Origin of the sequence: Paenisporosarcina sp. FSL H8-0542 (genome assembly GCF_038632915.1) — a bacterium.
Lineage (GTDB): Bacteria > Bacillota > Bacilli > Bacillales_A > Planococcaceae > Paenisporosarcina.
In genome coordinates, this window is record NZ_CP152050.1 from 49,403 (window position 1) to 73,909 (window position 24,507).

25 protein-coding genes are annotated in these 24,507 nt (G+C 40.3%); 24 read left to right on the forward strand and 1 reads right to left on the reverse strand.

From position 1 onward, the window contains the following. Window positions 1-258 precede the first annotated feature (258 nt). The 11 genes from metG to spoVG all read left to right on the forward strand — a co-directional run bounded on the left by metG (window position 259) and on the right by spoVG (window position 9,662). A complete protein-coding gene (gene metG / locus MHH33_RS00225) occupies window positions 259-2,217 on the forward strand; it encodes a methionine--tRNA ligase (RefSeq protein WP_342542609.1) in 1,959 nt (652 codons plus the stop codon). 259 nt (window positions 2,218-2,476) lie between these two features. Then, window positions 2,477-3,247 (forward strand): TatD family hydrolase, encoded by a 771-nt coding sequence (locus MHH33_RS00230; protein WP_016429966.1) that lies wholly within the window; start codon window positions 2,477-2,479, stop codon window positions 3,245-3,247. A 129-nt stretch (window positions 3,248-3,376) separates the two neighbouring features. Next, window positions 3,377-4,585: a G5 and 3D domain-containing protein gene (locus tag MHH33_RS00235; protein WP_016429965.1), complete on the forward strand. Its 1,209-nt coding sequence runs from the start codon at window positions 3,377-3,379 to the stop codon at window positions 4,583-4,585. Between the two features lie 180 nt (window positions 4,586-4,765). Next, entirely contained in the window at window positions 4,766-5,332 is a 567-nt protein-coding gene (gene rnmV / locus MHH33_RS00240; protein WP_016429964.1) for a ribonuclease M5, read from the forward strand. Then, window positions 5,325-6,218 carry a 16S rRNA (adenine(1518)-N(6)/adenine(1519)-N(6))-dimethyltransferase RsmA gene (gene rsmA, locus MHH33_RS00245; protein ID WP_016429963.1) on the forward strand — a complete coding sequence of 298 codons (894 nt, stop codon included), beginning with the start codon at window positions 5,325-5,327 and terminating at the stop codon, window positions 6,216-6,218. Before rnmV ends, rsmA begins: the two co-directional genes overlap by 8 nt. Window positions 6,219-6,365: 147 nt before the next feature. Continuing rightward, a complete protein-coding gene (locus MHH33_RS00250; protein WP_016429962.1) occupies window positions 6,366-6,629 on the forward strand; it encodes a Veg family protein in 264 nt (87 codons plus the stop codon). 114 nt (window positions 6,630-6,743) lie between these two features. Further along, window positions 6,744-6,932: a small, acid-soluble spore protein, alpha/beta type gene (locus MHH33_RS00255; protein WP_016429961.1), complete on the forward strand. Its 189-nt coding sequence runs from the start codon at window positions 6,744-6,746 to the stop codon at window positions 6,930-6,932. A gap of 158 nt (window positions 6,933-7,090) precedes the next feature. Continuing rightward, window positions 7,091-7,957: a 4-(cytidine 5'-diphospho)-2-C-methyl-D-erythritol kinase gene (gene ispE, locus MHH33_RS00260; RefSeq protein WP_016429960.1), complete on the forward strand. Its 867-nt coding sequence runs from the start codon at window positions 7,091-7,093 to the stop codon at window positions 7,955-7,957. 56 nt (window positions 7,958-8,013) lie between these two features. Next, complete coding sequence (gene purR / locus MHH33_RS00265) at window positions 8,014-8,844, forward strand: pur operon repressor (protein ID WP_342542610.1); 831 nt, start codon at window positions 8,014-8,016, stop codon at window positions 8,842-8,844. Further along, on the forward strand, window positions 8,844-9,218 hold the full coding sequence (locus MHH33_RS00270; protein WP_016429958.1) for a RidA family protein: 375 nt from the start codon (window positions 8,844-8,846) through the stop codon (window positions 9,216-9,218). The genes purR and MHH33_RS00270 overlap by 1 nt, the downstream gene beginning before the upstream one ends. 153 nt (window positions 9,219-9,371) lie before the next feature. After that, a complete protein-coding gene (gene spoVG / locus MHH33_RS00275) occupies window positions 9,372-9,662 on the forward strand; it encodes a septation regulator SpoVG (RefSeq protein ID WP_016429957.1) in 291 nt (96 codons plus the stop codon). Between the two features lie 21 nt (window positions 9,663-9,683). Here the strand turns inward: spoVG and MHH33_RS00280 are convergent, their stop codons facing one another. After that, the gene (locus MHH33_RS00280; protein ID WP_342542612.1) at window positions 9,684-9,806 is read right to left on the reverse strand and encodes a hypothetical protein; all 123 of its coding nucleotides are present in this window, start codon (window positions 9,804-9,806) and stop codon (window positions 9,684-9,686) included. A 442-nt stretch (window positions 9,807-10,248) separates the two neighbouring features. On the opposite strand from MHH33_RS00280, the gene glmU reads away from it, so the two are divergent. The 13 genes from glmU (at window position 10,249) to MHH33_RS00345 (ending at window position 24,412) form a co-directional block, all read left to right on the forward strand. Further along, entirely contained in the window at window positions 10,249-11,610 is a 1,362-nt protein-coding gene (gene glmU, locus MHH33_RS00285; protein ID WP_342542613.1) for a bifunctional UDP-N-acetylglucosamine diphosphorylase/glucosamine-1-phosphate N-acetyltransferase GlmU, read from the forward strand. 24 nt (window positions 11,611-11,634) lie between these two features. Further along, window positions 11,635-12,594 carry a ribose-phosphate diphosphokinase gene (locus MHH33_RS00290; protein ID WP_016429955.1) on the forward strand — a complete coding sequence of 320 codons (960 nt, stop codon included), beginning with the start codon at window positions 11,635-11,637 and terminating at the stop codon, window positions 12,592-12,594. 75 nt (window positions 12,595-12,669) lie between these two features. Then, the gene (locus MHH33_RS00295; RefSeq protein WP_016429954.1) at window positions 12,670-13,326 is read left to right on the forward strand and encodes a 50S ribosomal protein L25/general stress protein Ctc; all 657 of its coding nucleotides are present in this window, start codon (window positions 12,670-12,672) and stop codon (window positions 13,324-13,326) included. Window positions 13,327-13,432: 106 nt separating this feature from the next. Further along, entirely contained in the window at window positions 13,433-13,996 is a 564-nt protein-coding gene (pth, locus tag MHH33_RS00300; protein ID WP_342542614.1) for an aminoacyl-tRNA hydrolase, read from the forward strand. A gap of 55 nt (window positions 13,997-14,051) precedes the next feature. Further along, window positions 14,052-14,279 (forward strand): anti-sigma-F factor Fin, encoded by a 228-nt coding sequence (locus tag MHH33_RS00305; protein ID WP_016429952.1) that lies wholly within the window; start codon window positions 14,052-14,054, stop codon window positions 14,277-14,279. A gap of 292 nt (window positions 14,280-14,571) precedes the next feature. After that, complete coding sequence (mfd, locus tag MHH33_RS00310) at window positions 14,572-18,114, forward strand: transcription-repair coupling factor (protein ID WP_342542615.1); 3,543 nt, start codon at window positions 14,572-14,574, stop codon at window positions 18,112-18,114. Window positions 18,115-18,204: 90 nt separating this feature from the next. After that, window positions 18,205-18,741, forward strand: coding sequence for a stage V sporulation protein T (spoVT, locus tag MHH33_RS00315; RefSeq protein ID WP_016429950.1), 537 nt, complete (start codon window positions 18,205-18,207; stop codon window positions 18,739-18,741). A 384-nt stretch (window positions 18,742-19,125) separates the two neighbouring features. Beyond that, window positions 19,126-20,745 (forward strand): polysaccharide biosynthesis protein, encoded by a 1,620-nt coding sequence (locus tag MHH33_RS00320; RefSeq protein WP_342542616.1) that lies wholly within the window; start codon window positions 19,126-19,128, stop codon window positions 20,743-20,745. Between the two features lie 5 nt (window positions 20,746-20,750). Continuing rightward, window positions 20,751-22,214, forward strand: a complete 1,464-nt coding sequence (gene mazG / locus MHH33_RS00325; protein WP_342542617.1) for a nucleoside triphosphate pyrophosphohydrolase — start codon at window positions 20,751-20,753, stop codon at window positions 22,212-22,214. A 1-nt stretch (window position 22,215) separates the two neighbouring features. Next, window positions 22,216-22,506 (forward strand): RNA-binding S4 domain-containing protein, encoded by a 291-nt coding sequence (locus tag MHH33_RS00330; protein WP_342542618.1) that lies wholly within the window; start codon window positions 22,216-22,218, stop codon window positions 22,504-22,506. 83 nt (window positions 22,507-22,589) lie between these two features. Continuing rightward, window positions 22,590-22,889, forward strand: coding sequence for a sporulation protein YabP (gene yabP / locus MHH33_RS00335; RefSeq protein WP_016429946.1), 300 nt, complete (start codon window positions 22,590-22,592; stop codon window positions 22,887-22,889). 559 nt (window positions 22,890-23,448) lie between these two features. Next, a complete protein-coding gene (locus MHH33_RS00340; RefSeq protein ID WP_036660472.1) occupies window positions 23,449-23,865 on the forward strand; it encodes a septum formation initiator family protein in 417 nt (138 codons plus the stop codon). Between the two features lie 124 nt (window positions 23,866-23,989). Continuing rightward, window positions 23,990-24,412 carry a S1 domain-containing RNA-binding protein gene (locus MHH33_RS00345; protein ID WP_016429943.1) on the forward strand — a complete coding sequence of 141 codons (423 nt, stop codon included), beginning with the start codon at window positions 23,990-23,992 and terminating at the stop codon, window positions 24,410-24,412. Window positions 24,413-24,507 lie beyond the last annotated feature (95 nt).

The window sequence follows — 24,507 nt, forward strand, 5'->3', positions numbered from 1 at the left end:
TCCCAAATTCGTCAATAACTATTACTCCCAATTCAAAGTAATAATTGTTAAAAATATGATATTATATAGTTATAATATAATATTTTTGACACGAAATATTTGTTAGTGTCAAGAATATGGCAATAATAGAAAAAAACTGAATTAAAACTCAATGTAATTATTATTCGACAATTTCCGTCAATCTTACAGCATTGAAACAATTCAGGTACTCAGATAGAATAGTATTACTACTTTATGGGCACGAAAGGGCGAATTTAAGTGAACAGTAAAAAAAATTCTTTTTATATTACGACTCCAATTTATTACCCAAGTGGCAAATTCCACATTGGAACTGCATATACAACGGTGGCTTCCGATGCGATGGCTCGCTACAAGCGTTTACGTGGCTTTGATGTTCATTTTTTAACAGGAATGGATGAGCATGGTCAAAAGATTCAGGAGAAAGCGCAAGAAGCTGGAAAAGATCCACAATCATATGTCGATGAAATTGCGGAAGCTTCCAAACAGGTTTGGGACTTGATGCACATTTCCAATGACGATTTTATTCGTACGACTGAACAGCGTCATAAAGATGGCGTTGAAAAGATTTTTCAGTTATTCCTTGATAACGGCGATATTTACAAAGGTGAGTATGAAGGATGGTATTGCACGCCTTGTGAATCTTTCTTTACTGAATCACAATTGGAAAATGGAAACTGTCCGGACTGTGGACGTCCAGTGAAAAAAGTCAAAGAAGAATCATATTTCTTCAATATGAAAAAATATGCTGACCGCTTGCTGAACTATTATGAAAATAATGTGGAATTTATTGAACCTGAGTCCAGAAAAAACGAAATGATAAATAACTTCATCAAACCAGGATTGGAAAATTTATCTGTGTCCCGAACTTCATTTGATTGGGGAATCCGAGTACCTGGAGATGCAAAACATGTCATTTATGTATGGGTAGATGCTCTATCAAACTACATTACAGCTCTCGGGTATAAGTCGGATGATGAATCATTATTTAATAAGTTCTGGCCTGCTGATGTACATGTGGTCGGTAAGGACATTGTGAGATTCCATACAATTTACTGGCCAATTTTCTTGATGGCTTTGGATTTACCGTTACCTAAAAAAGTATTTGCACATGGCTTTATCATGATGAAAGACGGGAAAATGTCGAAGTCAAAAGGCAATGTTGTCACACCGGAACTTTTAGTGAACCGTTATGGACTAGATGCTACTCGTTATTTCTTATTACGTGAGTTACCATTCGGTGCTGATGGTGTCTTTTCACCGGAATCTTTTGTGGAACGTACGAACTATGACTTGGCAAACGACTTAGGAAACTTACTTAATCGTACTGTTTCCATGATGAATAAATATTTTGATGGTGTGATTCCAACAGAAGGAAATGAACCAACAGAATTTGATGCTACTTTACAAGAGCATGCAAAAGAAGTGAAAGAAAAATATGAAGCAAGTATGGAGAAGATGCAGTTCAGTATCGTGTTAAGCGATTTGTGGTCTCTTGTTTCTCGTACGAATAAATATATTGATGAAACACAACCATGGGTATTGGCTAAAGAAGAATCAGACAAATCAAAACTAGGTTCAGTTATGTGGAATTTGGCTGAAAGTCTTCGTAAAATAGCCGTTTACTTACAACCTTTTATGACAAATGCGCCAAAACAAATTGCTGAGCAACTAGGGTTGTCTGCAGATGCATTGACATGGGATTCACTTGAAAACACATCAAGCATTGCAACTGGCACAAAAGTGATTGAAAAAGGCGTACCGATTTTCCCAAGGTTAGAAGTGGAAACAGAAATTACGTATATTCAAGAACAAATGCGTGGTCCTGTAAAAGCGGAAGAATATGAAGTGGTAAAAGAAGAAGTGGCAGAAGTGCCAGAAATCACAATTGATGAATTTTTGAATGTAGATTTACGAGTGGCCACTGTCACAGCTTGTGAAGCAATTCCTAAAGCGGATAAATTATTGAAGCTGCAAGTAGATTTGGGATACGAACAACGTCAGGTTGTATCGGGCATTGCCAAAAGTTACAAGCCTGAAGAATTAGTCGGGCAGAAAGTTATTGTTGTAGCCAACTTAAAACCAGTCAAGCTGCGCGGAGAATTATCGCAAGGAATGATTCTTGCTGGAGAAAAAGACGGTTATTTAACATTGGCAACCGTAGATGAAAAGCTTGAAAATGGTGCGAAAGTAAAATAAAAGAGAATCCCTATAGCCTGTCCAGCATTTGCTGAGCAGGCTTTTTCCTTGTCACTATGAATCGGAACGTGCTATTCTTTGGAAAGTTTAGGTCGTTGGAATCACTGGAAATAAAATACAATTAGTTATAATTGCCATTTCCAGGTTATTTAGTCCTGATTGTTATGAAGAACACATGGTTCTGTCGTCAATTTGTTACAAGACAGAGATGTAGGAAATACTTATTAATTCTAAAATAGAAACAGTGAGGCGATTAATCATGTACATAGACACACATGTCCATTTAAATGCAGATCAATACGATGAAGATTTACAACAGGTCATTGAACGGGCACTAGAAGCAAAGGTAAACCACATGGTTGTCATTGGTTTTGACCATAAAACGATTAAGCGAGCGATTTCGCTAGCGGAACAATATGATTTTATTTATGCAGTTGTTGGCTGGCACCCGGTAGATGCTATTGATTGTACAGATGAAGACTTGCAATGGATTGAGGAATTAGCGGCTCATCCAAAAGTTGTGGCTATTGGTGAGACTGGTTTGGATTACCATTGGGATAAGTCTCCGCATGATGTGCAACAAGAGTTGTTCAGAAAGCAAATTCGTTTGGCACAAAAAGTGAATTTGCCGATTGTCATCCACAACCGTGATGCTACCGAAGATGTCATCCGCATTTTACAGGAAGAACAGGCTGAAAAAACCGGAGGAGTAATGCATTGTTATGGTGGCAGTGTTGAAACCGCTAAAATCTGCATTGATTTAAATTTCATGATTTCCCTTGGGGGTCCCGTGACTTTCAAAAATGCGAAGAAGCCGAAAGAAGTAGCTGCCGAAATTCCTTTGGAGTATTTAATGATTGAAACAGATGCTCCTTACTTGGCACCTCATCCACATAGAGGAAAACGCAATGAACCGGCACTCGTAACACTTGTAGCAGAAGAAATCGCTCGTTTGAAAGATGTTTCAATTGATGAAGTGGCAAGAGCCACGACTGAAAATGCCATAAAATTTTACAAACTACCTGTATAAAAACTGGAACCGTCTCCAATACTTGGACAAAGGAGGAGCTTTCAACCAGAATAGTTTGACTAATTTAGAATGGTTGACAGGCATTTTTGAAATCTATATAATCACACGAGTGATAAGGAGGCGTTTTTCATGTCAAATAATTCCATGAAAAACCTGTTCACCAAAGCATTGAGGAGTAAACAAATAGGAATAGCAGCAATCGCAGTTATCTTAATTGTTTCAGTAATATCAGCCGTTCTTTTCATAGGAACGAAACAAACTGTCGCTTTGACGGTTAATGGTAAACAACAAGAAGTTAACACCCATGCAGATACAGTTGGAGACTTATTAAATGAACAAAACATAAAAGTTTCCGACGCTGATTTAGTGTCACCCTCATTGAACACGAAGATAGAAGAAGGACTTTCTATTAAGTGGGAGCAGGCAAAAAAAATTACGATTACAGTTGATGGGAAAAAACAAACCATCCAAACAACTGCTAATCAAGTTAGTGAAGTTTTAGCAGAAGCAAAGATTGAAGTTTCTGAGCAAGATAAGTTAACACCTAGGCTTGATGCCAAGGTCGGACCCGATACAAACATTGCGATTGAAAAAGCGTTCCAAGTAACGCTCGTAGATGGTGTCAATGAAATGAAGGTTTGGTCCACTTCGACTACGGTCGCTGACTTTTTAAAACAACAAGAGATTCAAATGAATGAATTTGATCGTGTCGAACAAAGAATGGATGAACTAGTGATTCCAAACGATGTTATACAAGTCGTTCGCGTAGAAAAAGTCACCGATGTAGTGGAAGCAGCAACGAATTTCGCTGTGGAAACACGTAAAGATAAGAACCTGTTAAAAGGTAAAGAAAAAGTTGTACAAGAAGGTAAAAAAGGATCCGTTAAACAAACTTATGAAATAATTTCTGAAAACGGGAAACCGGTCGCCCGCATTCTAAAAGGCGAAGAAGTAGTTAGTGATCCAGCCAAGAAAGTCGTGGCTATTGGAACGAAGATTGTTACGGCAAGCGTTTCACGTGGTGCCTCTAGTTCATCAGAACCTAATGGCAAAGAATTTTATGTCTCTGCGACAGCGTATACAGCTTACTGTAATGGCTGTTCTGGAATTACTGCTACAGGTATCGATTTGCGTTCAAACCCTAACTTAAAAGTAATAGCGGTAGATCCAAGTGTTATTCCATTGGGTTCCAAGGTTTGGGTAGAAGGCTATGGTTATGCAGTGGCTGGTGATACTGGTGGAGCGATCAAAGGAATGAAAATTGACTTGTTCATGCCAACAACAGATCAGGCATTTGGATTTGGGCGAAAACAGGTTCGGATTAAAGTATTGGACTAATTTAAATCCAGCTTTCCCATGTATTTTGGGAAAGCTTTTTCTCGTTTAGAGAAAACAGAATGAAATTTGCCTCTTGTCGTTAGTGTCGGACTATCTTGGCCTGCTACGCTTTTCTATGTACATTGAATGCGTGCGCAAGTAAAATAGGCAAAGAAGCAGTTGGAAATGAGGCAGTGAATCGTGTTTATTGAAGAAGTAATAGTGGTGGAAGGCAAAGATGATACAACCGCTATTAAGCGTGCTGTGAGAGCGGATACCATCGAAACGAACGGATCTGCCATTTCATCAGAAACCATTCAGCGTATTCAGCATGCGCAAAATAAAAGAGGGGTCATTGTTTTTACAGATCCTGACTACCCCGGTAGACGTATTCGTGCCATTATTGAAGAACAGGTACAGGGTGTAAAGCATGCGTTTTTACCGAAAGAGAAAACCATTGCAAAAAATGGTAAAGGTCTTGGCATAGAGCATGCAGCGGACGAAGATATACGTCAAGCACTATTAAATGTATATACACCTAGAAATATGTTGAACGAAATAAAAGAAATTCCACTTCACCAATTGATGGAAGCGCGATTAATTGGGCATCCTAGTGCTAAAGCGCGTCGCGATAGACTTGGCGAACTTTTGCAGATTGGTTATACGAATGGAAAACAACTACAAAAAAGATTATCAATGTTCCAAATTGAAAGCGAGCAGTTAAAAAAAGCTTTAGCACAATTGGATCAGGAGGGCATACATGAGTAAAGATATTGCAACCCCAAAACGTACACAAGAAATATTAAAAAAATATGGATTTTCCTTTAAAAAGAGTTTAGGTCAAAATTTTTTAATCGATCCGAACGTGCTTCATAATATTGTCAGTCATGCAAAGCTGACAAAAGATTCTGCTGCTATTGAAATCGGTCCTGGAATAGGTGCGTTGACAGAGCATTTAGCGCGTAATGCGGGACAAGTGGTTGCATTTGAAATCGATCAACGACTATTACCGGTGTTGGAAGATACGCTTTCTCCGTACAATAACGTAGAAATCGTCCATTCGGATATTTTAAAAGCCAACGTGGCAGAAGTGATGCAGGAAAAACTGGCAGGATACAAGGATGTTATGGTCGTAGCAAACTTACCTTACTATGTAACAACACCTATCTTGATCAAATTATTAATGGAAAAACTGCCGATTCGCGGAATGGTTGTCATGATGCAAAAAGAAGTGGCGGATCGCATCACAGCTTCTCCGAGCACGAAAGCATATGGATCATTGTCGATTGCCATTCAGTATTATATGAAGGCTGAAATTGCCATGACCGTACCGAAAACAGTATTTATCCCACAACCTAATGTTGATTCAGCTGTCATTAAATTAACTAGACACGAGACGGCTCCGGTACATGTTCAGGATGAAGATTTCTTATTCACGGTTTCGCGTTCTTCTTTTGCCCAACGCAGAAAAACCATTCTAAACAATTTGCAGTCACAACTTCCACATGGGAAAGAAAAGAAAGATTTGATTTTAGCTGCACTCGAAGGTGCGAACATAGACCCAACCCGTCGTGGGGAAACATTAACCATTCAAGAGTTCGGGAAATTGGCAGATTTATTGCTTCCTGATTTCAAGGAAACACTGACTTTATAACAAACTCAGCACACTTATTTTAAAAAAAGACGGCTGGATTATACGAAACTTATTGACAAGTGCTTTTGTTCATTGTTAAAATAATAAATTTGGTTGACAAATATTTTTTGATATGGTATGCTTGTTACTAAGTGAGGTGTAAGCGAAATGCCAAAAACTTTAGCTGATATTAAGAAGTCTTTAGATTGTCATTTAGGTAAACGTTTGCAATTAAAAGCAAACGGTGGTCGCAAGAAAACGATTGAACGAGCAGGCGTTTTACGTGAAACGTATCATGCAGTGTTCGTAGTGGATCTTGATCAGGACGAGAACGCTTTCGAGCGTGTGTCTTACAGCTACACAGATATTTTAACTGAAGCAGTAGAAATTACAATTGTTGACGGAATGCAAGAACTTGTAGTCGTCAAATAATCTTTCGCACTTATGTACTTATTTTTTATCAAAACACTCTTGGGTTATATTCCATGAGTGTTTTTTTGTTTTCAGTGCATACTACATTTGTCAGTCCTCAAGAGGAGGAAAAACATGCCACGTAATCGTGTAATGTCAGATCGTCTAAAAGAGGAAATTGCGAAAGAACTTGGATTTTACAATGTCGTTGAGCGTGACGGTTGGGGAGGCATAACTTCTCGGAATGCTGGTAATATGGTAAAGCGAGCTGTTGAAATGGCACAGACCGGATTAATGAACGGGCAAAATCGCTACAAGAAGTAAGTCGCAATGATAATTTCTAATGGGACTGACAAAGGCGGAGCAATCCGCCTTTTTTATGGATAAAAAGTCAAGCTGATATCTTTTCGAGGCCTCCTTTCCTAAATCACTAGCTGTGGTAAAATAGGGAACAGCAATGAACAGATGAAGGAGGCATAGCCATGCTTTATGTGAAAGCTCCTGCAAAAATTAATTTAACCCTGGATGTCCTACAAAAACGTCCGGATGGCTATCATGAAGTAGAAATGATTATGACAACGGTTGATTTGGCAGATCGTATTGGATTAGAACCGAGAATTGATGGTCAGATTCGTATAATTTCAGCTGACCGATATGTGCCGGATGATCACAGAAACTTAGCCTATCAAGCTGCTAAGTTATTAAAAGATACATATAAGATACAAGAAGGCGTATCGATTACTTTAGAGAAAAAAATACCTGTTGCTGCTGGTCTGGCAGGAGGAAGCAGTGATGCGGCCGCTACTTTAAAGGGATTGAATGAATTATGGGATTTGAAGTTGACTGCTGATCAATTAGCCGAACACGGGGCTAAAATTGGTTCGGATGTTTCGTTCTGTGTTTATGGAGGAACGGCATTGGCCACTGGTAGAGGAGAACAGATTCAGGAATTGCCGGCCCCGCCAAACTGCTGGATTATATTAGCTAAACCTTCGATAGGTGTATCGACGGCAGATGTCTACGGAAGTCTGAAAGTTAATGAAGTGGCCCATCCCAATACAAAAGAAATGATTCGTGCAATTCGTGAGAAAGATTATGTATTAATGTGTAATACTATGGGAAATGCATTGGAATCAGTTACGTTAAAAATGCATCCCGAGGTCTCCATGATCAAAGAACACATGATGAAATTTGGAGCAGATGCGGTATTAATGAGTGGTAGTGGTCCAACAGTATTTGGCGTAGTTCAACACGAGTCCAGAGTGAATAGAATCTATAATGGTTTAAGAGGCTTTTGTGACGAAGTGTATGCAGTCAGATTGTTGGGAGAGCGAGATGCACTTGCCTAAAACCGTATATTTGTTTAAACTTACGTATAAATCATTCGTGTTTAGGAGTGTGGCCAATGAAGTGGAAACGCAGTGAGCGACTCGTTGATATGACTCATTATTTGTTAGACCATCCCCAACAGTTAATTCCATTAACATTGTTTGCGGATATGTACCAATCTGCTAAATCTTCAATAAGTGAAGATTTGACCATTGTGAAAGAAACGTTCGAAGAAAAAGGCATCGGCTTGTTAATGACAGTCCCAGGGGCCGCTGGCGGGGTTAAGTATATTCCAAGTATGCGTGATGAGGCGGTTCGTGAAGTCATTAAAGACTTTATGGACGAGCTTGGTCACTCAGACCGTTTGTTACCTGGTGGGTATTTATTTATGACGGATTTACTTGGAAATCCTGAACTGATGAATCGTGTAGGAAAAGTATTTGCTTCAGCGTTTGCCAAACAACCAATCGATGTCATTATGACCGTGGCGACAAAAGGGATTCCGATTGCTCATGCCATTGCTCGTCATTTAAATGTACCTGTTGTGGTCGTACGTCGAGATAGCAAAGTTACGGAAGGTTCTACTGTCAGCATTAACTATGTTTCTGGATCTTCACGTCGTATCCAGACGATGGTGTTGTCAAAACGCAGTATGAAGAGTGGACAACGCGTTCTTATTACGGACGACTTCATGAAAGTCGGCGGTACAATGAATGGAATGAAAAACTTACTTGAAGAATTCAATTGCCAATTAGCAGGTGTTGCCGTATTAGTTGAAGCGGAGCACGCCGACGAACAGTTAATTGAAAATTATTTATCACTTGTAAAACTGCATGAAGTAAATGAAAAAGATCGTACGATTGCTTTAACAGAAGGTAATTATTTTTCGAAAGGTGGAAATGAATAATGAAAGCAGTATCGACAACTAAAGCACCAGCAGCAATAGGACCATACGTTCAAGGAATGATTGTAAACGGCATGTTTTATAGTTCTGGCCAAATTCCATTGACAGCTGAAGGGAATATGGTGGAAGGCTCAATTACAGAACAAACTCACCAAGTTTTCGCAAATTTAAAAGCTGTACTTGAAGAAGCGGGATCATCTTTACAACAAGTGGTGAAGACAACTGTCTTCATTAAGAATATGAATGACTTTGTTGTATTCAACGAAATATATGGTCAGCATTTTGGTGAACATAAACCCGCACGTTCCACTGTTGAAGTGGCACGTTTGCCGAAAGATGCACAAGTGGAAATAGAAGTTATCGCGTTAATTTCATAAGATATTTTCGAGCCATAGAGATATTTTCTATGGTTCTTTTATTGCCCTCTTAAATATTTTAAAAATTCAATTAAAAAAGAAGGGAAAATATGATAAATGTAGAATATAGTTGTCAGAGACTGTAAGGCAACTAAGAAGAAAGGTGGTGAGACAATGGAAGTAACTGATGTAAGATTACGTCGAGTACAAACCGATGGCCGCATGCGTGCCATTGCTTCCATCACACTAGACAGCGAGTTTGTCGTTCATGATATTCGTGTCATTGACGGTAATACAGGGCTATTTGTGGCCATGCCAAGTAAACGGACACCAGATGGAGAATTTCGAGATATTGCACACCCGATTAATTCTGGGACACGTACTAAAATTCAAGAAGCTGTATTGAACGCTTACGAGGAGTCTAGCGAAGAAGACATGATTCCCTATGAAGAAGCAGGAGCTTAATAGATTAGCTTAAGAGACTTGTCATGTCGTATGATAGGTTTCTTTTTTTGTAATAACATTAATCAATCTCTCTTTTGATGACGGCGTCCATGCCATTGCTCTGACGACGTCATCTAGTATTTTGATTTCAAATGGATTGGCCATCAAGGTAATAGGAGACTAAACTTCCTCTATCATATTAACGTTAAAATATTTCTTCCTATCATGTACTAAATTCTCTATGTGCGTCATGCAAATTGTGAAAGAGAAGTGAAATAACAAGAAAAGGACTTACACCTTAGGGTGAGAAGTCCTTTTTAATGTCTAGTTTCAAAAGCCAGCCTGCACATAGTAAATGGACAAAAAACCCAAAATTAGAGAAGGTTTGTGCCTTGGCCGGAGTCTGGCTAGGGAGAGATTTTGTGCTTATCTTTGTGGACATCTCCAAGCTTTAGTACAAAATCAAGAGTGTCTCTTAGATTTTTAAATAAAAAAGGTTAATAATAATGGTTTTGTCATCAATTTGTCAAGCGGGATTTCCTTGAATTACGGGTCTATTTCGGCTATAGTCAAAAGAGTAAATTGAACCTATTGGAGGACTCACTAGATGGCACAAACATATGCAGTGGTATTAGCTGCTGGTCAAGGTACACGTATGAAGTCCAAATTATATAAAGTACTACATCCTGTCTGTGGCAAACCGATGGTTGAACATGTGATTGATCACATTCAAGGTATTGGAGCCGAACGAATTGTGACAATCGTTGGCCACGGTGCTGAAAAAGTACAGGATCAACTGGGAAGCCGTAGTGAGTACGCACTTCAAGAACAACAACTCGGTACGGCTCATGCAGTATTGCAGGCAAGTGAGGTATTAGGAAATCTATCTGGGACAACTCTTGTCATTTGTGGTGATACTCCGCTGATTCGCCCAGAAACAATGAAAGCGCTTCTAGCACACCATCACGAAACGGCTGCGAAAGCAACGATTCTTACTGGGATTCCTGAAAATCCTACAGGTTATGGCCGCATTATTCGTAATGCAGAAGGACATGTTGAACGCATCGTGGAACAAAAAGATGCTTCGCCTGAAGAACAAAAAGTGAAAGAAATTAACTCTGGCACATACTGCTTTGACAATGAATCCTTATTCGCAGCGTTAAAACTTGTGAAAAATGATAATTCTCAAGGTGAATATTATTTACCGGATGTTATTGAAATATTGAAAAACCAGGGCTCTATCATTTCCGCTTATGCGACAGATGATTTTGAAGAGACTCTAGGCGTAAATGATCGTGTGGCACTATCGCAAGCTGAAACATTGATGCGCGAGCGGATCGTTGAGAAACATATGCGCAACGGTGTAACTATTATTAATCCAACAAATACATTCATCAGCGCGGATGCGGTAATCGGTTCAGATACTGTGTTGCAACCTGGTGTCATAATTGAAGGAGTCAGTGAAATCGGGGAAGATTGCCTGATTGGTCCGAATAGTCATATCACAAACAGCAGAATCGGTCATCGTACAACTGTCCATTCGTCCGTTGTCACTCAAAGTGTTATTGGGGAAGATACGGCTGTTGGTCCGTTTGCACACATTCGCCCAGATTCAGAAATTGGCAATGCTGCTAAAATCGGCAACTTTGTTGAAATTAAGAAAACGAAACTAGGTAACCAATCGAAAGTATCACACCTAAGTTATATTGGTGATGCTGAGGTTGGTGAACGAGTAAATATTGGCTGTGGTACGATTACAGTGAACTATGATGGTAAGAATAAATTTGTTACAACAATTGATAATGATTCATTCGTAGGGTGTAATTCGAATTTGATTGCTCCTGTCAGCATTGGTCAAGGCGCTTATGTAGCAGCTGGATCGACCATTACGAAAAATGTGCCGGCACAAGCTTTGGCAATTGGTCGAGTCCGTCAAGAAAACAAAGAAGGATATGTCAAAAAAAACTAAACTTAAAATAATAGGAGGAACATCATGGCTTACCATTATGCAGATACTAAATTAAAAATCTTTTCATTAAACTCAAACCATTCACTTGCGAAAGAATTGGCGGATGAAGTTGGGGTATCTCTAGGGAAAATTTCCGTAAACCGTTTTAGTGATGGTGAAGTTCAAATAAACATTGAAGAAAGTATTCGTGGCTGTGACGTCTTCATCATTCAGTCAACTTCTTCTCCTGTAAATGAAAACTTAATGGAGCTTTTAATTATGGTAGATGCTGTGAAACGTGCTTCAGCACGCACAGTTAACGTTGTTCTTCCTTACTATGGTTATGCCCGCCAAGACCGTAAAGCACGTGCTCGTGAACCAATCACGGCTAAATTAGTGGCAAACCTTCTTGAAACTGCTGGTGCAACTCGTGCTATCGTGTTAGATTTGCATGCACCTCAAATCCAAGGTTTCTTCGATATTTTAATCGATCATTTAATCGCGGTACCTATTTTGTCTGACTACTTCTTAGAGAAAAACATTGACCCATCTGAAATCGTGATTGTTTCTCCTGATCACGGTGGAGTTACACGTGCACGCAAAATGGCAGATAGATTGAAAGCACCGATTGCCATCATCGACAAACGTCGCCCGCGTCCTAATGTTGCAGAAGTAATGAACATTGTTGGTAATGTGGAAGGCAAAATAGCCATCCTAATCGACGATATCATTGATACAGCGGGTACAATTACAATCGCTGCGAATGCATTAGTAGAAAGTGGCGCGAAAGAAGTATATGCATGCTGTACACATCCTGTATTATCAGGTCCAGCAATCGAACGTATCGATAACTCAGTAATTAAAGAGTTAGTCATCACGAACTCAATCGAATTACCTGAAGAAAAGAATTCTCCAAAAATCATTCAATTGTCAGTTGCCCATCTTTTAGCTGAAGCAATTGTTCGTGTGTTTGAAGAGAAATCTGTCAGCACTTTATTCGATTGATGCGTCGAATGTTTCATTTTCTGTAAGTTGGGTAAACATAATACCAGAATGACTTACACAGGAGAGTGAAAATAGATGGCTACAACAGTAAAAACACAATCACGTGAAATAGGTAAACGATCTAATTTAACGAAATTACGCGATGAGGGCTTTGTGCCTGCAGTCGTATATGGTTATAAAACAGAATCTTCTTCAATCGCAGTTAGCGAATTGGATTTATTAAAAACACTTCGTGAGGTTGGGCGCAACGGTGTAATGAAATTAGACGTTGATGGTAAACCAGTAAATGTAGTATTAAGTGACTACCAAATGGACGTTTTGAAAGGTAAGTTCGTCCATGCTGATTTCTTGGCCATCAATATGTCTGATGAATTAGATGTTAACGTAACGATTGTCATAACTGGCGATTCAGCTGTCGTTAAAGAAGGCGGCGTTTTGAGCCAACCAAATCGTGAAGTTACAATTAAAGTAAAACCTTCTGCAATTCCAGATTCAATTGAAGTAGATGTATCGGGTCTTGCAATTGGTGAGACATTAACAGTTGCTGATATTCGTGATAAATCTGAATATAATATCTTGAATGAAGATGATTTCACGTTAGTATCCGTTTCTGCGCCTCGTTCGGATGAAGAGTTAGAAACTACTGCTGATGAACCAGCTGTAGCGGAAGACGGAGAAAGCGAAGAAGCGTCTAAAATTGAAGGCCAACCAAAAGCAGAAACAAAAGAATAACCAGTATAATCAAAATGGGATTGTCTTTGGACAGTCCCATTTTTTTATGAACTATGTGCTTTGTGGTAAAATGGGAATCATTCAGAAGATAAAGGACGTATCGTTTATGAAAATGATTATCGGACTCGGCAACCCGGGGAAACCGTATGAACACACAAGGCATAATATTGGTTTTGATGTGGTGGATGAGTTGGCAAATCGATACAATTCTCCATTGAATCAAATTAAGTTCAAAGGAATGTACTCTATAGTACATAGACCTGAAGGAAAAGTTTTACTCGTTAAACCGCTTACTTATATGAATCTTTCTGGCGAATGTGTGGTCCCGATGATGGATTACTACGAAATAGCAGAAGAAGATATTGTGGTCATTTATGATGACCTGGATCTGTCGGTAGGTAAACTGAGACTTCGTCAAAAAGGCAGTGCAGGCGGGCATAATGGCATTAAATCGTTGATACATCATTTAGGTACACAAAACTTCAATCGCATCCGAGTAGGCGTAGATCGCCCACCTGCAGGCATGAAGGTACCTGACTATGTTTTATCAAGGTTTACATCAGAGGAAAAACCTTTGATGGATGAAGCATTGAAAAAAAGTGCAGATGCCTGCGAAGATTGGTTATCTTCACCTTTTCTTGAAGTGATGAATCGTTTTAATGGTGCATAAGGAATAAATTGAGTTCGACCGGTCTATACTTTGAAAAAGGAGGCCGGTCCGTACTATGGCAATTCATGTAAAGTGTCGGCACTGCAAGACAGAAATGGGGCAGCTATCAGGCCAATCCGCTCTGCAGCATGGTCGAGTAAAGCAAATGAGAGAAGAATTTGCAGAAGAGTTCTTCACACAAGATGAAGAAGGAACATTAACAGTGTCCAGCATTTGTGAGCATTGTGAAAAATCTCTACGAGATAACCCAAACTACTATGCTATACAAAAGTGGATACAATAAGAATAAGCTTTGGCGCGGGTCTCGCGCACAAAGCCTTTTTCTGTTTAGATAGCACTGGTTTTTGGTTATTAGAGTGATAGAACACATCTCTATCTTTTCATGTCTAGCTCCAAGTGCCAGCCCGCACCTAAGCTTGGGCCAACAGGATGTTGGTGATGAAGGCGTCGCGACACGATGTCGCGGATTTAGCCTTCCATCCCAATATCATGCGAAAGCAGGCTTTCGAATCGGACTTCCAGCACCGGCGTCGGACTAGATTGGCTCTTTGCGCTTTTCTTATAAGGAGGTTCGTATGGAACCATTACATCAATTATTTATGAAAGACCATCATATAAAGACGTTGCTGACAGATCTTCAAACTGGAGTCGATCAGCAGCTTGTGACAGGCCTCACGGGAGGAGCCCGTCCACTATTTATACACTCTATGGCAAAGGAGACGGAGAGACCAATTTTAGTAGTGTCCCCGAATCTATTACAGGCACAGCGATTGTTTGAAGATATGGTAAAGCTGCTAGGTGAAGATGAAGTTCGTTTATATCCAGCTGATGAATTAATCGCGGCAGATTTGTCTGTATCGAGTCCAGAGCTTCGTGCAGAGCGTATTGAAACGCTTGATTTCATGCTGTCCCAAAAACGAGGAGTTGTCATCACACCAATTGCAGGTCTTCGTCGCCATATGCCAAATTTAGCTCAATGGAGAGCGAGTCGCCTAGAAACAGCTATCGGACAAGAAGTGAAAATGGACGAATGGCTGGATCAGTTAGTGGCGATGGGTTACTCCAGACAAGCAATGGTTACCGCGCCGGGAGAGTTTGCTTTGCGTGGAGGTATTTTGGATATTTATCCGATTTACTTGCAACATCCAGTACGTCTTGAATTTTTCGATACTGAAGTGGATTCAATACGCACGTTTTCTGCGGAAGATCAGCGTTCCATTGAAAAGCTGAAAGAAGTCTGTATCCTGCCAGCAACGGAATTTGTGTGGACGCGACAACAACTTATGATTCTGGCTGAGAAATTAGAAGAATCATTGGCTGGTAGTTTAAAAAAATTGAAGAAGCCCGAAACGAAAGAACTTCTGCTTCAACATATCAATCATGACATCGAATTGCTGAGACAAGGCGATATTCCAGAACAAATGACGAAGTATGTATCCATTCTCGAAGACCACCCTACTTTCCTGGGCGATTATTTTGCTCAAGACGGTTTGGTGTTATTTGATGAGCTCGGCCGTATACAAGAGACAACGGATTCATTGGAACGTGAAGAGAAAGATTGGTATGTTTCATTGCTTGAAGAAGGCAAGACGGTTCATGATGTAAAGCTTTCGTTCAGTTTTAAAGAAATTCTTGGGATGTTGGATCAGAAGAAAATTTATTTTTCTTTGTTTGCTCGTACTTTCTCGGGTATTTCATTAAAGAAATCGATTGCGTTTTCTTGTAAACCAATGCAACATTTCCATGGGCAAATGAGTGTCCTAAAAAACGAAATGGAACGGTTTGAAGCCGGCAAGTTCTTTATTTTTGTCTTGGCTGAAGGAAATGAACGTCAGAAAAAAGTAAAAGACGTTTTGGAAGATTACGGGATGGACAGTCATGTCCTTACGAAACAAGAAGCACCAGATCAATCAGGGATATATATTATCGATGGAGAAATTTCGAGTGGTTTTGAATTGCCACTCCAACGAATTGCGTTAATGACGGACGAGGAACTATTTAAACAGCGACCTAAAAAGAAATCACGTCCACAAAAAATGACGAATGCTGAACGAATCAAAAGTTACTCCGAAATCAAACCTGGTGATCATATTGTTCATATTCACCACGGGATTGGGAAATATATAGGCATTGAAACGCTTGAAATCAATGGCATTCACAAAGACTATTTGCACATTCGCTACCGTGCGGAAGATAAATTGTTTGTACCGGTCGATCAAATCGATCAAATTCAAAAATATGTCGCTTCGGAAGAGAGAGAGCCTAAGCTCCATAAGTTAGGTGGCGCAGACTGGAAGAAAACAAAAACTAAAGTCTCGGCAGCAGTACAAGATATTGCGGACGACTTAATAAAACTATATGCCAAACGCGAATCTGAAAAAGGGCATGCTTTTGAGCCTGATCAAGATATGCAGCAAGCTTTTGAAACGGCTTTTCCATATGAAGAAACAGACGATCAATTGCGCTCCATTGAAGAAGTTAAACGTGATATGGAAAAAGAACGACCAATGGACCGCTTGATTTGTGGGGATGTTGGGTACGGCAAGACGGAAGTGGCAATTCGTGCCGCTTTTAAAGCTGTGCAGGACAGTAAACAAGTGGCCTTCCTTGTACCGACGACCATCTTGGCACAACAGCATTACGAAACAATGAAAGAGCGATTTGCCGATTTCCCTGTGGAAGTTGGTTTGTTGAGTCGATTCCGTTCGAAAAAGCAACAAACCGAAACTACAAAAGGATTAAAAGCAGGCACAATCGATGTAGTCGTGGGCACACATCGTTTATTATCAAAAGACATTGTGTATCACGATTTAGGATTGCTTATTGTCGATGAAGAACAACGCTTTGGTGTGACACATAAAGAAAAAATCAAGCAATTGAAAACGAATGTAGATGTCTTGACGTTAACAGCGACTCCAATTCCAAGGACACTACATATGTCGATGATAGGTGTACGTGATTTATCGGTAATCGAAACGCCACCAGCCAATCGTTTCCCGGTGCAGACATATGTAATGGAACAGAACGGTGCATTAGTGCGAGAAGCCATAGAACGTGAAATGGCGCGAGGAGGCCAAGCGTTTTATCTATACAATCGTGTAGAAGATATGGCACGCAAAGTGGAGGAAATCCAAATGCTTGTGCCTGAAGCACGTGTTGGCTTTGCACATGGGCAAATGACTGAAAGAGAGTTAGAGTCCGTCATTCTGGCATTTTTGGAGGGCGATTACGATGTACTCGTTACTACAACGATTATTGAAACAGGGATTGATATCCCTAATGTTAATACACTTATAGTGCAAAATGCAGATCGCATGGGACTCTCTCAACTGTATCAACTAAGAGGTCGTGTCGGCCGTTCAAACCGTGTGGCTTATGCATACTTCATGTACCAACGGGATAAAGTGCTGACAGATGTCGCTGAAAAACGATTGCAAGCTATTAAAGAATTTACCGAGCTCGGTTCAGGATTTAAAATTGCCATGCGTGATTTATCGATTCGCGGAGCGGGGAATCTACTTGGTTCACAGCAACATGGCTTTATTGATTCGGTTGGATTTGATTTATACGCACAAATGTTACAAGAAGCAATCGAAGAAAAACAAACCGGCGTGAAACAGGAAGAAGTGCTTGATGTCGAGATTTCCTTGCCGTTTGATGCCTATTTGCCAGATGCCTACATTCCTGACGGATTCCAAAAAATTCAGATGTATAAACGCATTAAAGCTGTTGAGAGTGAGAAAGACTATGAAGATTTAGTGGATGAATTAATTGATCGTTTTGGAAATATGCCGATTGAAGCAGAACGCTTAATGCGAATCGCCCGTATTAAAGTTTGGGCAAAAATTTCAGGTGTTGAATCGATTAAAGAACAACATAAACAATTGGTCATAAAATTATCGAAAAAAGGCACACAAAATACGAATGGTGCCATGTTAGTGGAATCTTCAATGGACTATGGGAGAGCGGTTGGTTTCCAAATGAATAACCAACAACAATTACTTGTAACAATTGATGAAAAGAAAACTGCCAAACATCATCCATTCGATGTTTTGGAAGCCATGATGAAGCATTTGCCTGAAGCCCGAAAAGAAGTGAATTCCTTTGTTGGGGAGTAATGGAGACCCTTGCATATTTTATCCAAACATGACGCATACTGAGATAGAAATCAAAGAAATTTGAATTCTGTCGAAAGTGAGGCAACAAAGATGAAAGCTACAGGTATCGTCAGACGAATTGATGACCTAGGCCGTGTCGTCATTCCGAAGGAAATTAGAAGAACGCTTCGTATCCGTGAAGGAGATCCACTCGAAATATTTACGGACCGCGACGGCGAAGTCATTTTAAAAAAGTATTCCCCAATTAATGAACTCGGTGATTTTGCTCAGGAGTATGCTGAAACGCTTTATGCGACACTAGGCACTCCCGCTTTGATTAGCGACCGTGACGAAATGATTGCAGTAGCAGGTGTATCGAAAAAAGATTATTTGAACCGTCGACTGTCTTCTCAAGCGGAGGACATTCTACAAATGCGAACCATCGTGACGGAAAAAATCGAAAAATCGGTAGAATGGATTCCGGGACAAGTAGAACAAGTCAAATCGTATTGTGTAGCACCAATCATTGCTAGTGGTGATCCAATCGGCGCGGTCTACTTACTCTCAAAAGTTCACTTCATCGGTGAAGCCGAAATCAAAGCGGTAGAAACAGCAGCCCATTTCCTAGCCAAACAAATGGAACACTGAAAAGTGAAGTACGCCGTGGTAGACCGACGCCGGTGCTGGAAGGATCGACTCGAAAACTTGTTTTCGCAGGAGAGCCTGAAGCTTAGGCGCGGTCTGGCGTACGTAACTAGACACTGAAAAGTGAAGTGAGCCGTGGTAGACCGACGCCGGCACTGGAAGGATGAAAGGCGAATGAATCGCCTTTCTGACCCCAAAGGGCCCGCGGACTGGCGTACGTAAACTAGACACTGTTACGTGAAGTAAGCATCGGAACTGGAACTGAAAAGCGAAAAGCGTCTTCTTAATCAAATAAGAAGACGTTTTTTTCGTGTTATAATATACTCATCAAAAGCGCGGAATTCCGTGCATGGAACGAGCCACTGGTGATTGGAATGAGGAACAACTATGAACAACGAATGGACGATGCAAAAATTTATGAAGGGCACAGTTTTATTAACCATTGCCGCCTTAATCGTCAAAGCGCTAAGCGCAGTCTACAGAATCCCTTTTCAAAACATTGTGGGAGATCAAGGGTTTTACATATACCAGCAAGTCTATCCATTCATTGGAGTGCTAACCGTTTGGACATCGTATGGCTTTGCGGTAGCCATTTCAAAACTATTGGCAGATGCACATGACCAACCAGAATCCAATCAACGAGTAACTATTTTACGAACTGCTTTTATTTATTTAAGCGTAATATCAATCATCAGTTTTTCCTTGTTGTTTTCGGGAGCCGATGTGCTTGCCCGTTGGATGGGGGATGGGGAACTTGCGCAATTACTACGTACTGGCTCTTTTGTCGTATTATTGATGCCTGTGTTGGCTTTGTTGAAAGGATCTTTTCAAGCGGAAGGTCGAATGGAGCCAGTCGCTTATGGACAAGTAGTGGAGCAAACGGTTCGGGTGACGGTTATTTTAGTCGGAACATTTATTGTGGTGAAAACAGGCGCGTCTTTGTACGTTGCCGGAAGCACTGCTTTGTTAGGTGCTATCGTTGGTGAGATTGCAGGCATTGTGTTGCTTTTATTATTTGTTAGTAAAAAAAACAAACATGAAGTAGGAATGAGAGTTCATAAGCACGTTAAAGTTGGACCCATTATCAAGGATTTGACCATTATTAGCTTAAGTGTCAGCATGAGCTCGCTCATTTTACTTTTTTTTCAACTGGTTGACTCTTTTACAATCTTCAGTAGTTTGACGGAAACAGGGATGGACCGAATAACTGCAATGGAAACGAAAGGCACGTATGACAGAGGATTGCCCCTTGTCCAAATGGGCATTCTCATCGCTTCAACCTTGTCACTTTCCATCGTTCCGTTGATTGCTCACACAACGCAAAAGAAGACAGGACGAAATGCGATTCCATATGCGCAATTAACGTTTCGAATTGCCCTTTTATTTGGAACCGCAGCCACACTGGGACTAATTCTAGTGTTACCGCCAGTTAATGAAATGTTGTTTGAAACAAGAGATTTATCCGCCACATTGATGGTATTTTGCATCCAAATCTTTTGGCTTTCATTAATTTTAACGATGACTTCTTTATTGCAAGGGTTGGGGAAAGTGGTCCTTCCTGCATTTTTGCTGATTGTGGGACTCGTATTGAAGTGGTTGTGTAATGCTTGGTTGTTGCCTAAGATGGGAATTATGGGAGCGGCAATTGCCAGTAATGTTGGCTTCGCCTTCATTGCAATCAGTTTATATGTCTATGTCTATTCAATTTGGAAGATTCGTTTTGCGAATACCAGATTTTATGTTCATTTAAGTGTCGCTTCATTATTAATGATTTGTAGCGTATTAACATGGATGTATGTAGCCGATGGTTGGTTATTTGATGGACTTTCCAGTCGCTTCGCCGCGATGTTGACGGCCCTCACAAGCGTGGGTTTAGGTGCAACTGTATTTTTGCTTTACATCGCCAAAAGTCGAATAATTGCCGAGAAGGAATGGTTCTTATTACCGCTCGGACGAAGAATGGCCATGATTCAATTGTGGTTTTACGGTAAAAAAAGAAAGTGGTGATTCTTATGAATACAATTACAGTGCTTGGTCTTGGGGCAGGGGACTTGGAACAATTGCCGTTAGGTGTATATAAAACATTGCTGAAAGCACAACGACTATATGTGCGAACAGCTGAACATCCCGTATTACAAGAATTAAAGGATGAAGGCATTTCATACGAAAGCTTTGATGCAGTTTATGAAAAACATGATGCATTTGAAGCGGTATATAAAGAGATTGTCGAAACGCTAATTACACTATCTCAATCCGGTCCGTTGTTTTATGCTGTTCCGGGTCATCCATTAGTGGCTGAACAGACTGTTCAATGGTTGGTGGATGCAGAAAAAGAGGGGCGTATTCAACTTGAAATTGTGGGCGGACAAAGTTTCCTGGACCCAATTTTCAATGCTCTGCGTATTGATCCTATTGAAGGTTTTCAATTACTTGATGGAACAATGTTCAAACGGGATGATGTCCAGATGTCCCAACATGTATTGATTGCACAAGTATATGATGCCTACAGTGCATCCGAGGTAAAGTTGACGTTAATGGAAAAATATCCGGAAGACTACCCGGTTACCATCGTCACAGCGGCTGGCTCAAGTGGAGAAGTACTCCGCACCGTACCTTTGTATGAGCTGGACCGTGCTGCTGAATTGAACAATTTGACGACCGTTTATGTCCCACCTGCTAATAACCGTGAAGAACGCTTGAAAGAGTGGTCCACATTTAGAGAAATTATTGCGAAGCTGCGTGCACCAGATGGTTGTCCGTGGGACCGTGAACAAACACATGAAACTTTAAAGAAATATTTAATAGAAGAAGTGCATGAATTTTTACAAGCTGTAAACGATCAGGATGACGATGGAATGATTGAAGAACTCGGAGACGTGTTGCTGCAAGTGTTTTTACATGCTCAAATCGGAGAAGATGAAGGATATTTCAGTTTGGAAGATGTTCTTGAAAGCGTATCTTCGAAAATGATTCGTAGACATCCGCATGTTTTTGGCGATGTGGAAGTAGAAAATTCAGAGGACGTGTTGCGCAATTGGCAACAACTGAAGTCAGCAGAAAAAGGCAACGACAAAACCCGAATCCTGTATGGACAAGAGCGCTCGGAATCTTCACTTTTAACTTCGCACAATTTCCAAAAAGCCGCCGCGAAAGTAGGGTTTGACTGGCCGGAAGCAGAGGGTGCCTGGTTGAAATTTGAAGAGGAATGGGAAGAATTCAGACATGAAATTTTAAATGGTTCAGCAACATCACAGCTGGATGAGTTGGGCGACGTGCTATTTACGATTGTCAATGTAGCGCGCTTTTACGGGCTTTCGCCTGAAGAAGCAATGATGCATGCGAATCGAAAATTCAAAACCCGTTTTCACTACGTCGAAGACAGTGTGACGAAGGGCAAGGGTGAATTCGGCGCATACACGTTGGATGAACTCGAAGAATTTTGGCAACAGGCTAAACAAGCAAAAGGGGATGAATGACATGAGATTAGATAAATTTTTAAAAGTATCACGACTGATTAAACGACGTACACTTGCAAAAGAAGTCGCTGATCAAGGCCGAGTCACGATTAATGGCAAAGTAAGTAAAGCCAGCTCCGTTGTGAAGGTAGGCGATGAATTAGCCATCCGTTTCGGGCAGAAAGTTGTGACGGCTCGCATCGAAATGCTAAAAGATGCAGTTAAAAAAGAAGAATCCACGATGATGTATAGCATCTTAAAAGAAGAGCGACTGGAGAAAGTCGACCCTGAATTTATAGATGATGAAGATTAAATAAAGAGCATGGCCAAATCTGGTCATGCTTTTTTGTTTGCCTGCATATAGTAAATGGACTGGACAAGTAAAGGAGGAATTTTATGCAATATCAAGCCGAACATGCATCCATCACGATTCCATCAGGAGATCACGTAGTTAGTTTGCGAAACCGCAAACGCATGGACCTAACATCTGTCAAATCCATTGAGCGATTTGACCAAGAAGAATTCGCTGTACGTACATCGCAAGGTCATTTAAGTATTAGAGGCGAAGAGTTACGCATTGTTCATTTAGATGTGGACAAGGGGTTGCTGACACTTGAAGGTCACGTGCGCACGTTCCAATACGATGAAGAAGAACGTGAACAAAGCCGTAATTTCTTGCATAAATTGTTTGGATGACGATCTCTTATCAATTTTTAAGCCTGTTGGCCATGATTGTTAGTGGCGTGGCCACAGGTTTTTTAGTTGAAAGTTTTCGTGACAGTTGCCAAGCTCTCCGTCCACGTGCTCTATTAAGACGTTACCATAAAATAATTGAAATTTTTTTATGGTTGGGATTAGGAATCGCAAGCTTTTATTTATTATTTCAGTTAAGAGATGGGACTTGGCGAATATACGACCCGTGTGCTCAACTCGTCGGAATAATTCTCTATGAGTTATGGTTTCGTAGGCCGTTGCTATTCGTAAGACATGTGTTTATGCGATTAATCGTGTATCCGATCTGGTGGGTTATTCAACTGATCATCAGGATTATTCGCTCAATTGTCCTCCTTTTTGTTAAAATATGTATGATTCCTATACGACCTATTATTAAATTAATAACAAAAATTTTAAAATTAATACAAAAATCCCCTTTAAAAATCCCTGAAAAATCTTGAGTTATCACTTGTTATCGGTTATAATTGCAACTACAAAACAGTTGACAAATTATGGCTGACGAGGAGTGAACAACTTGAGTATGAATAATCATGGTAACGAAGAAAAACGCAATATTGCTTCCATCAACAAGGATTATGTCCGCTCGGTTGAACGCCACGAAAAACGCCAGAAAGCACATAAAGTTCGTTTGTTTAGACGCTTGGCTGCATTTGCAGTCCTTGTAGTCGTGGTGATGGGATGGTTGACTTATACAATGGTAAATCAATCTCGTGTTCTGGCTGCCAAGGAAGATAGAAAAGAACAAGCGCTACAAGCTTTGGAAGAAGTGAAAGATCAACAAGATTTGTTGAATTCTCAAATTCTCAAATTAAATGATGATGAATACATTGCGAAGCTTGCCAGAAAAGAATACTTCCTATCTGACGAGGGAGAAATCATTTTTGCAATCCCTGAAAAAGAAGAAAATGAAGACAAAAACAATGATTCAAAAGAGTAGTCTTATTGACACTCTTTTTTTGTTGGCTATAATTAAGAATGGAGACCTGTATTTTTAGGTCCGCTATTACGATTACAAGGCTTCAAAGAAGCCGGCTTAATTTTTAAGGAGGAGCATTTTTTTTATGTCAATTGAAGTAGGCAGCAAGGTACAAGGTAAAGTAACAGGAATCACAAATTTCGGCGCATTCGTCGAACTACCAGGTGGCTCAACAGGTCTTGTTCATATCAGTGAAGTCGCTGACAACTATGTGAAAGATATCAACGAGCATTTGAAAGTTGGAGATATGGTTGAAGTAAAAGTGATGAATGTGGAAGCTGACGGCAAAATCGGCTTATCAATTCGTAAAGCCAAGCCACAACCTGAGCGACCAGAACGTCCTCAACGTCCACGCCAAAATAATCGTCAAAACGATCGAGATCGTCCGTTTAAAGAGAATTTTGAGCAAAAAATGGCACGTTTCTTAAAAGATAGTGAAGATCGTTTGTCCACTTTAAAACGTGCAACTGAATCGAAGCGTGGCGGTCGCGGCGCAAAACGAGGATAATTTGCTGGCTGTTTTAATCGTAGAAAAAGTGTTTTGTATAGCATCCCTGTTGTCATACGGGGATGTTTTTTTGTGTTCTAAAAAAGGATTCCTAA

Excerpts from the sequence above, each read along its gene's own strand:
- MHH33_RS00230 (WP_016429966.1), top strand. The coding sequence starts at position 2,477 with ATGTACATAGACACACATGTCCATTTAAATGCAGATCAATACGATGAA.
- MHH33_RS00235 (WP_016429965.1), top strand. The coding sequence starts at position 3,377 with ATGTCAAATAATTCCATGAAAAACCTGTTCACCAAAGCATTGAGGAGT.
- rsmA (WP_016429963.1), top strand. The coding sequence starts at position 5,325 with ATGAGTAAAGATATTGCAACCCCAAAACGTACACAAGAAATATTAAAA.
- MHH33_RS00250 (WP_016429962.1), top strand. The coding sequence starts at position 6,366 with ATGCCAAAAACTTTAGCTGATATTAAGAAGTCTTTAGATTGTCATTTA.
- MHH33_RS00255 (WP_016429961.1), top strand. The coding sequence starts at position 6,744 with ATGCCACGTAATCGTGTAATGTCAGATCGTCTAAAAGAGGAAATTGCG.
- ispE (WP_016429960.1), top strand. The coding sequence starts at position 7,091 with ATGCTTTATGTGAAAGCTCCTGCAAAAATTAATTTAACCCTGGATGTC.
- purR (WP_342542610.1), top strand. The coding sequence starts at position 8,014 with ATGAAGTGGAAACGCAGTGAGCGACTCGTTGATATGACTCATTATTTG.
- MHH33_RS00270 (WP_016429958.1), top strand. The coding sequence starts at position 8,844 with ATGAAAGCAGTATCGACAACTAAAGCACCAGCAGCAATAGGACCATAC.
- spoVG (WP_016429957.1), top strand. The coding sequence starts at position 9,372 with ATGGAAGTAACTGATGTAAGATTACGTCGAGTACAAACCGATGGCCGC.
- MHH33_RS00280 (WP_342542612.1), bottom strand. The coding sequence starts at position 9,806 with ATGGCCAATCCATTTGAAATCAAAATACTAGATGACGTCGTCAGAGCA.
- glmU (WP_342542613.1), top strand. The coding sequence starts at position 10,249 with ATGGCACAAACATATGCAGTGGTATTAGCTGCTGGTCAAGGTACACGT.
- MHH33_RS00290 (WP_016429955.1), top strand. The coding sequence starts at position 11,635 with ATGGCTTACCATTATGCAGATACTAAATTAAAAATCTTTTCATTAAAC.
- MHH33_RS00295 (WP_016429954.1), top strand. The coding sequence starts at position 12,670 with ATGGCTACAACAGTAAAAACACAATCACGTGAAATAGGTAAACGATCT.
- pth (WP_342542614.1), top strand. The coding sequence starts at position 13,433 with ATGAAAATGATTATCGGACTCGGCAACCCGGGGAAACCGTATGAACAC.
- MHH33_RS00305 (WP_016429952.1), top strand. The coding sequence starts at position 14,052 with ATGGCAATTCATGTAAAGTGTCGGCACTGCAAGACAGAAATGGGGCAG.
- mfd (WP_342542615.1), top strand. The coding sequence starts at position 14,572 with ATGGAACCATTACATCAATTATTTATGAAAGACCATCATATAAAGACG.
- spoVT (WP_016429950.1), top strand. The coding sequence starts at position 18,205 with ATGAAAGCTACAGGTATCGTCAGACGAATTGATGACCTAGGCCGTGTC.
- MHH33_RS00320 (WP_342542616.1), top strand. The coding sequence starts at position 19,126 with ATGAACAACGAATGGACGATGCAAAAATTTATGAAGGGCACAGTTTTA.
- mazG (WP_342542617.1), top strand. The coding sequence starts at position 20,751 with ATGAATACAATTACAGTGCTTGGTCTTGGGGCAGGGGACTTGGAACAA.
- MHH33_RS00330 (WP_342542618.1), top strand. The coding sequence starts at position 22,216 with ATGAGATTAGATAAATTTTTAAAAGTATCACGACTGATTAAACGACGT.
- yabP (WP_016429946.1), top strand. The coding sequence starts at position 22,590 with ATGCAATATCAAGCCGAACATGCATCCATCACGATTCCATCAGGAGAT.
- MHH33_RS00340 (WP_036660472.1), top strand. The coding sequence starts at position 23,449 with ATGAATAATCATGGTAACGAAGAAAAACGCAATATTGCTTCCATCAAC.
- MHH33_RS00345 (WP_016429943.1), top strand. The coding sequence starts at position 23,990 with ATGTCAATTGAAGTAGGCAGCAAGGTACAAGGTAAAGTAACAGGAATC.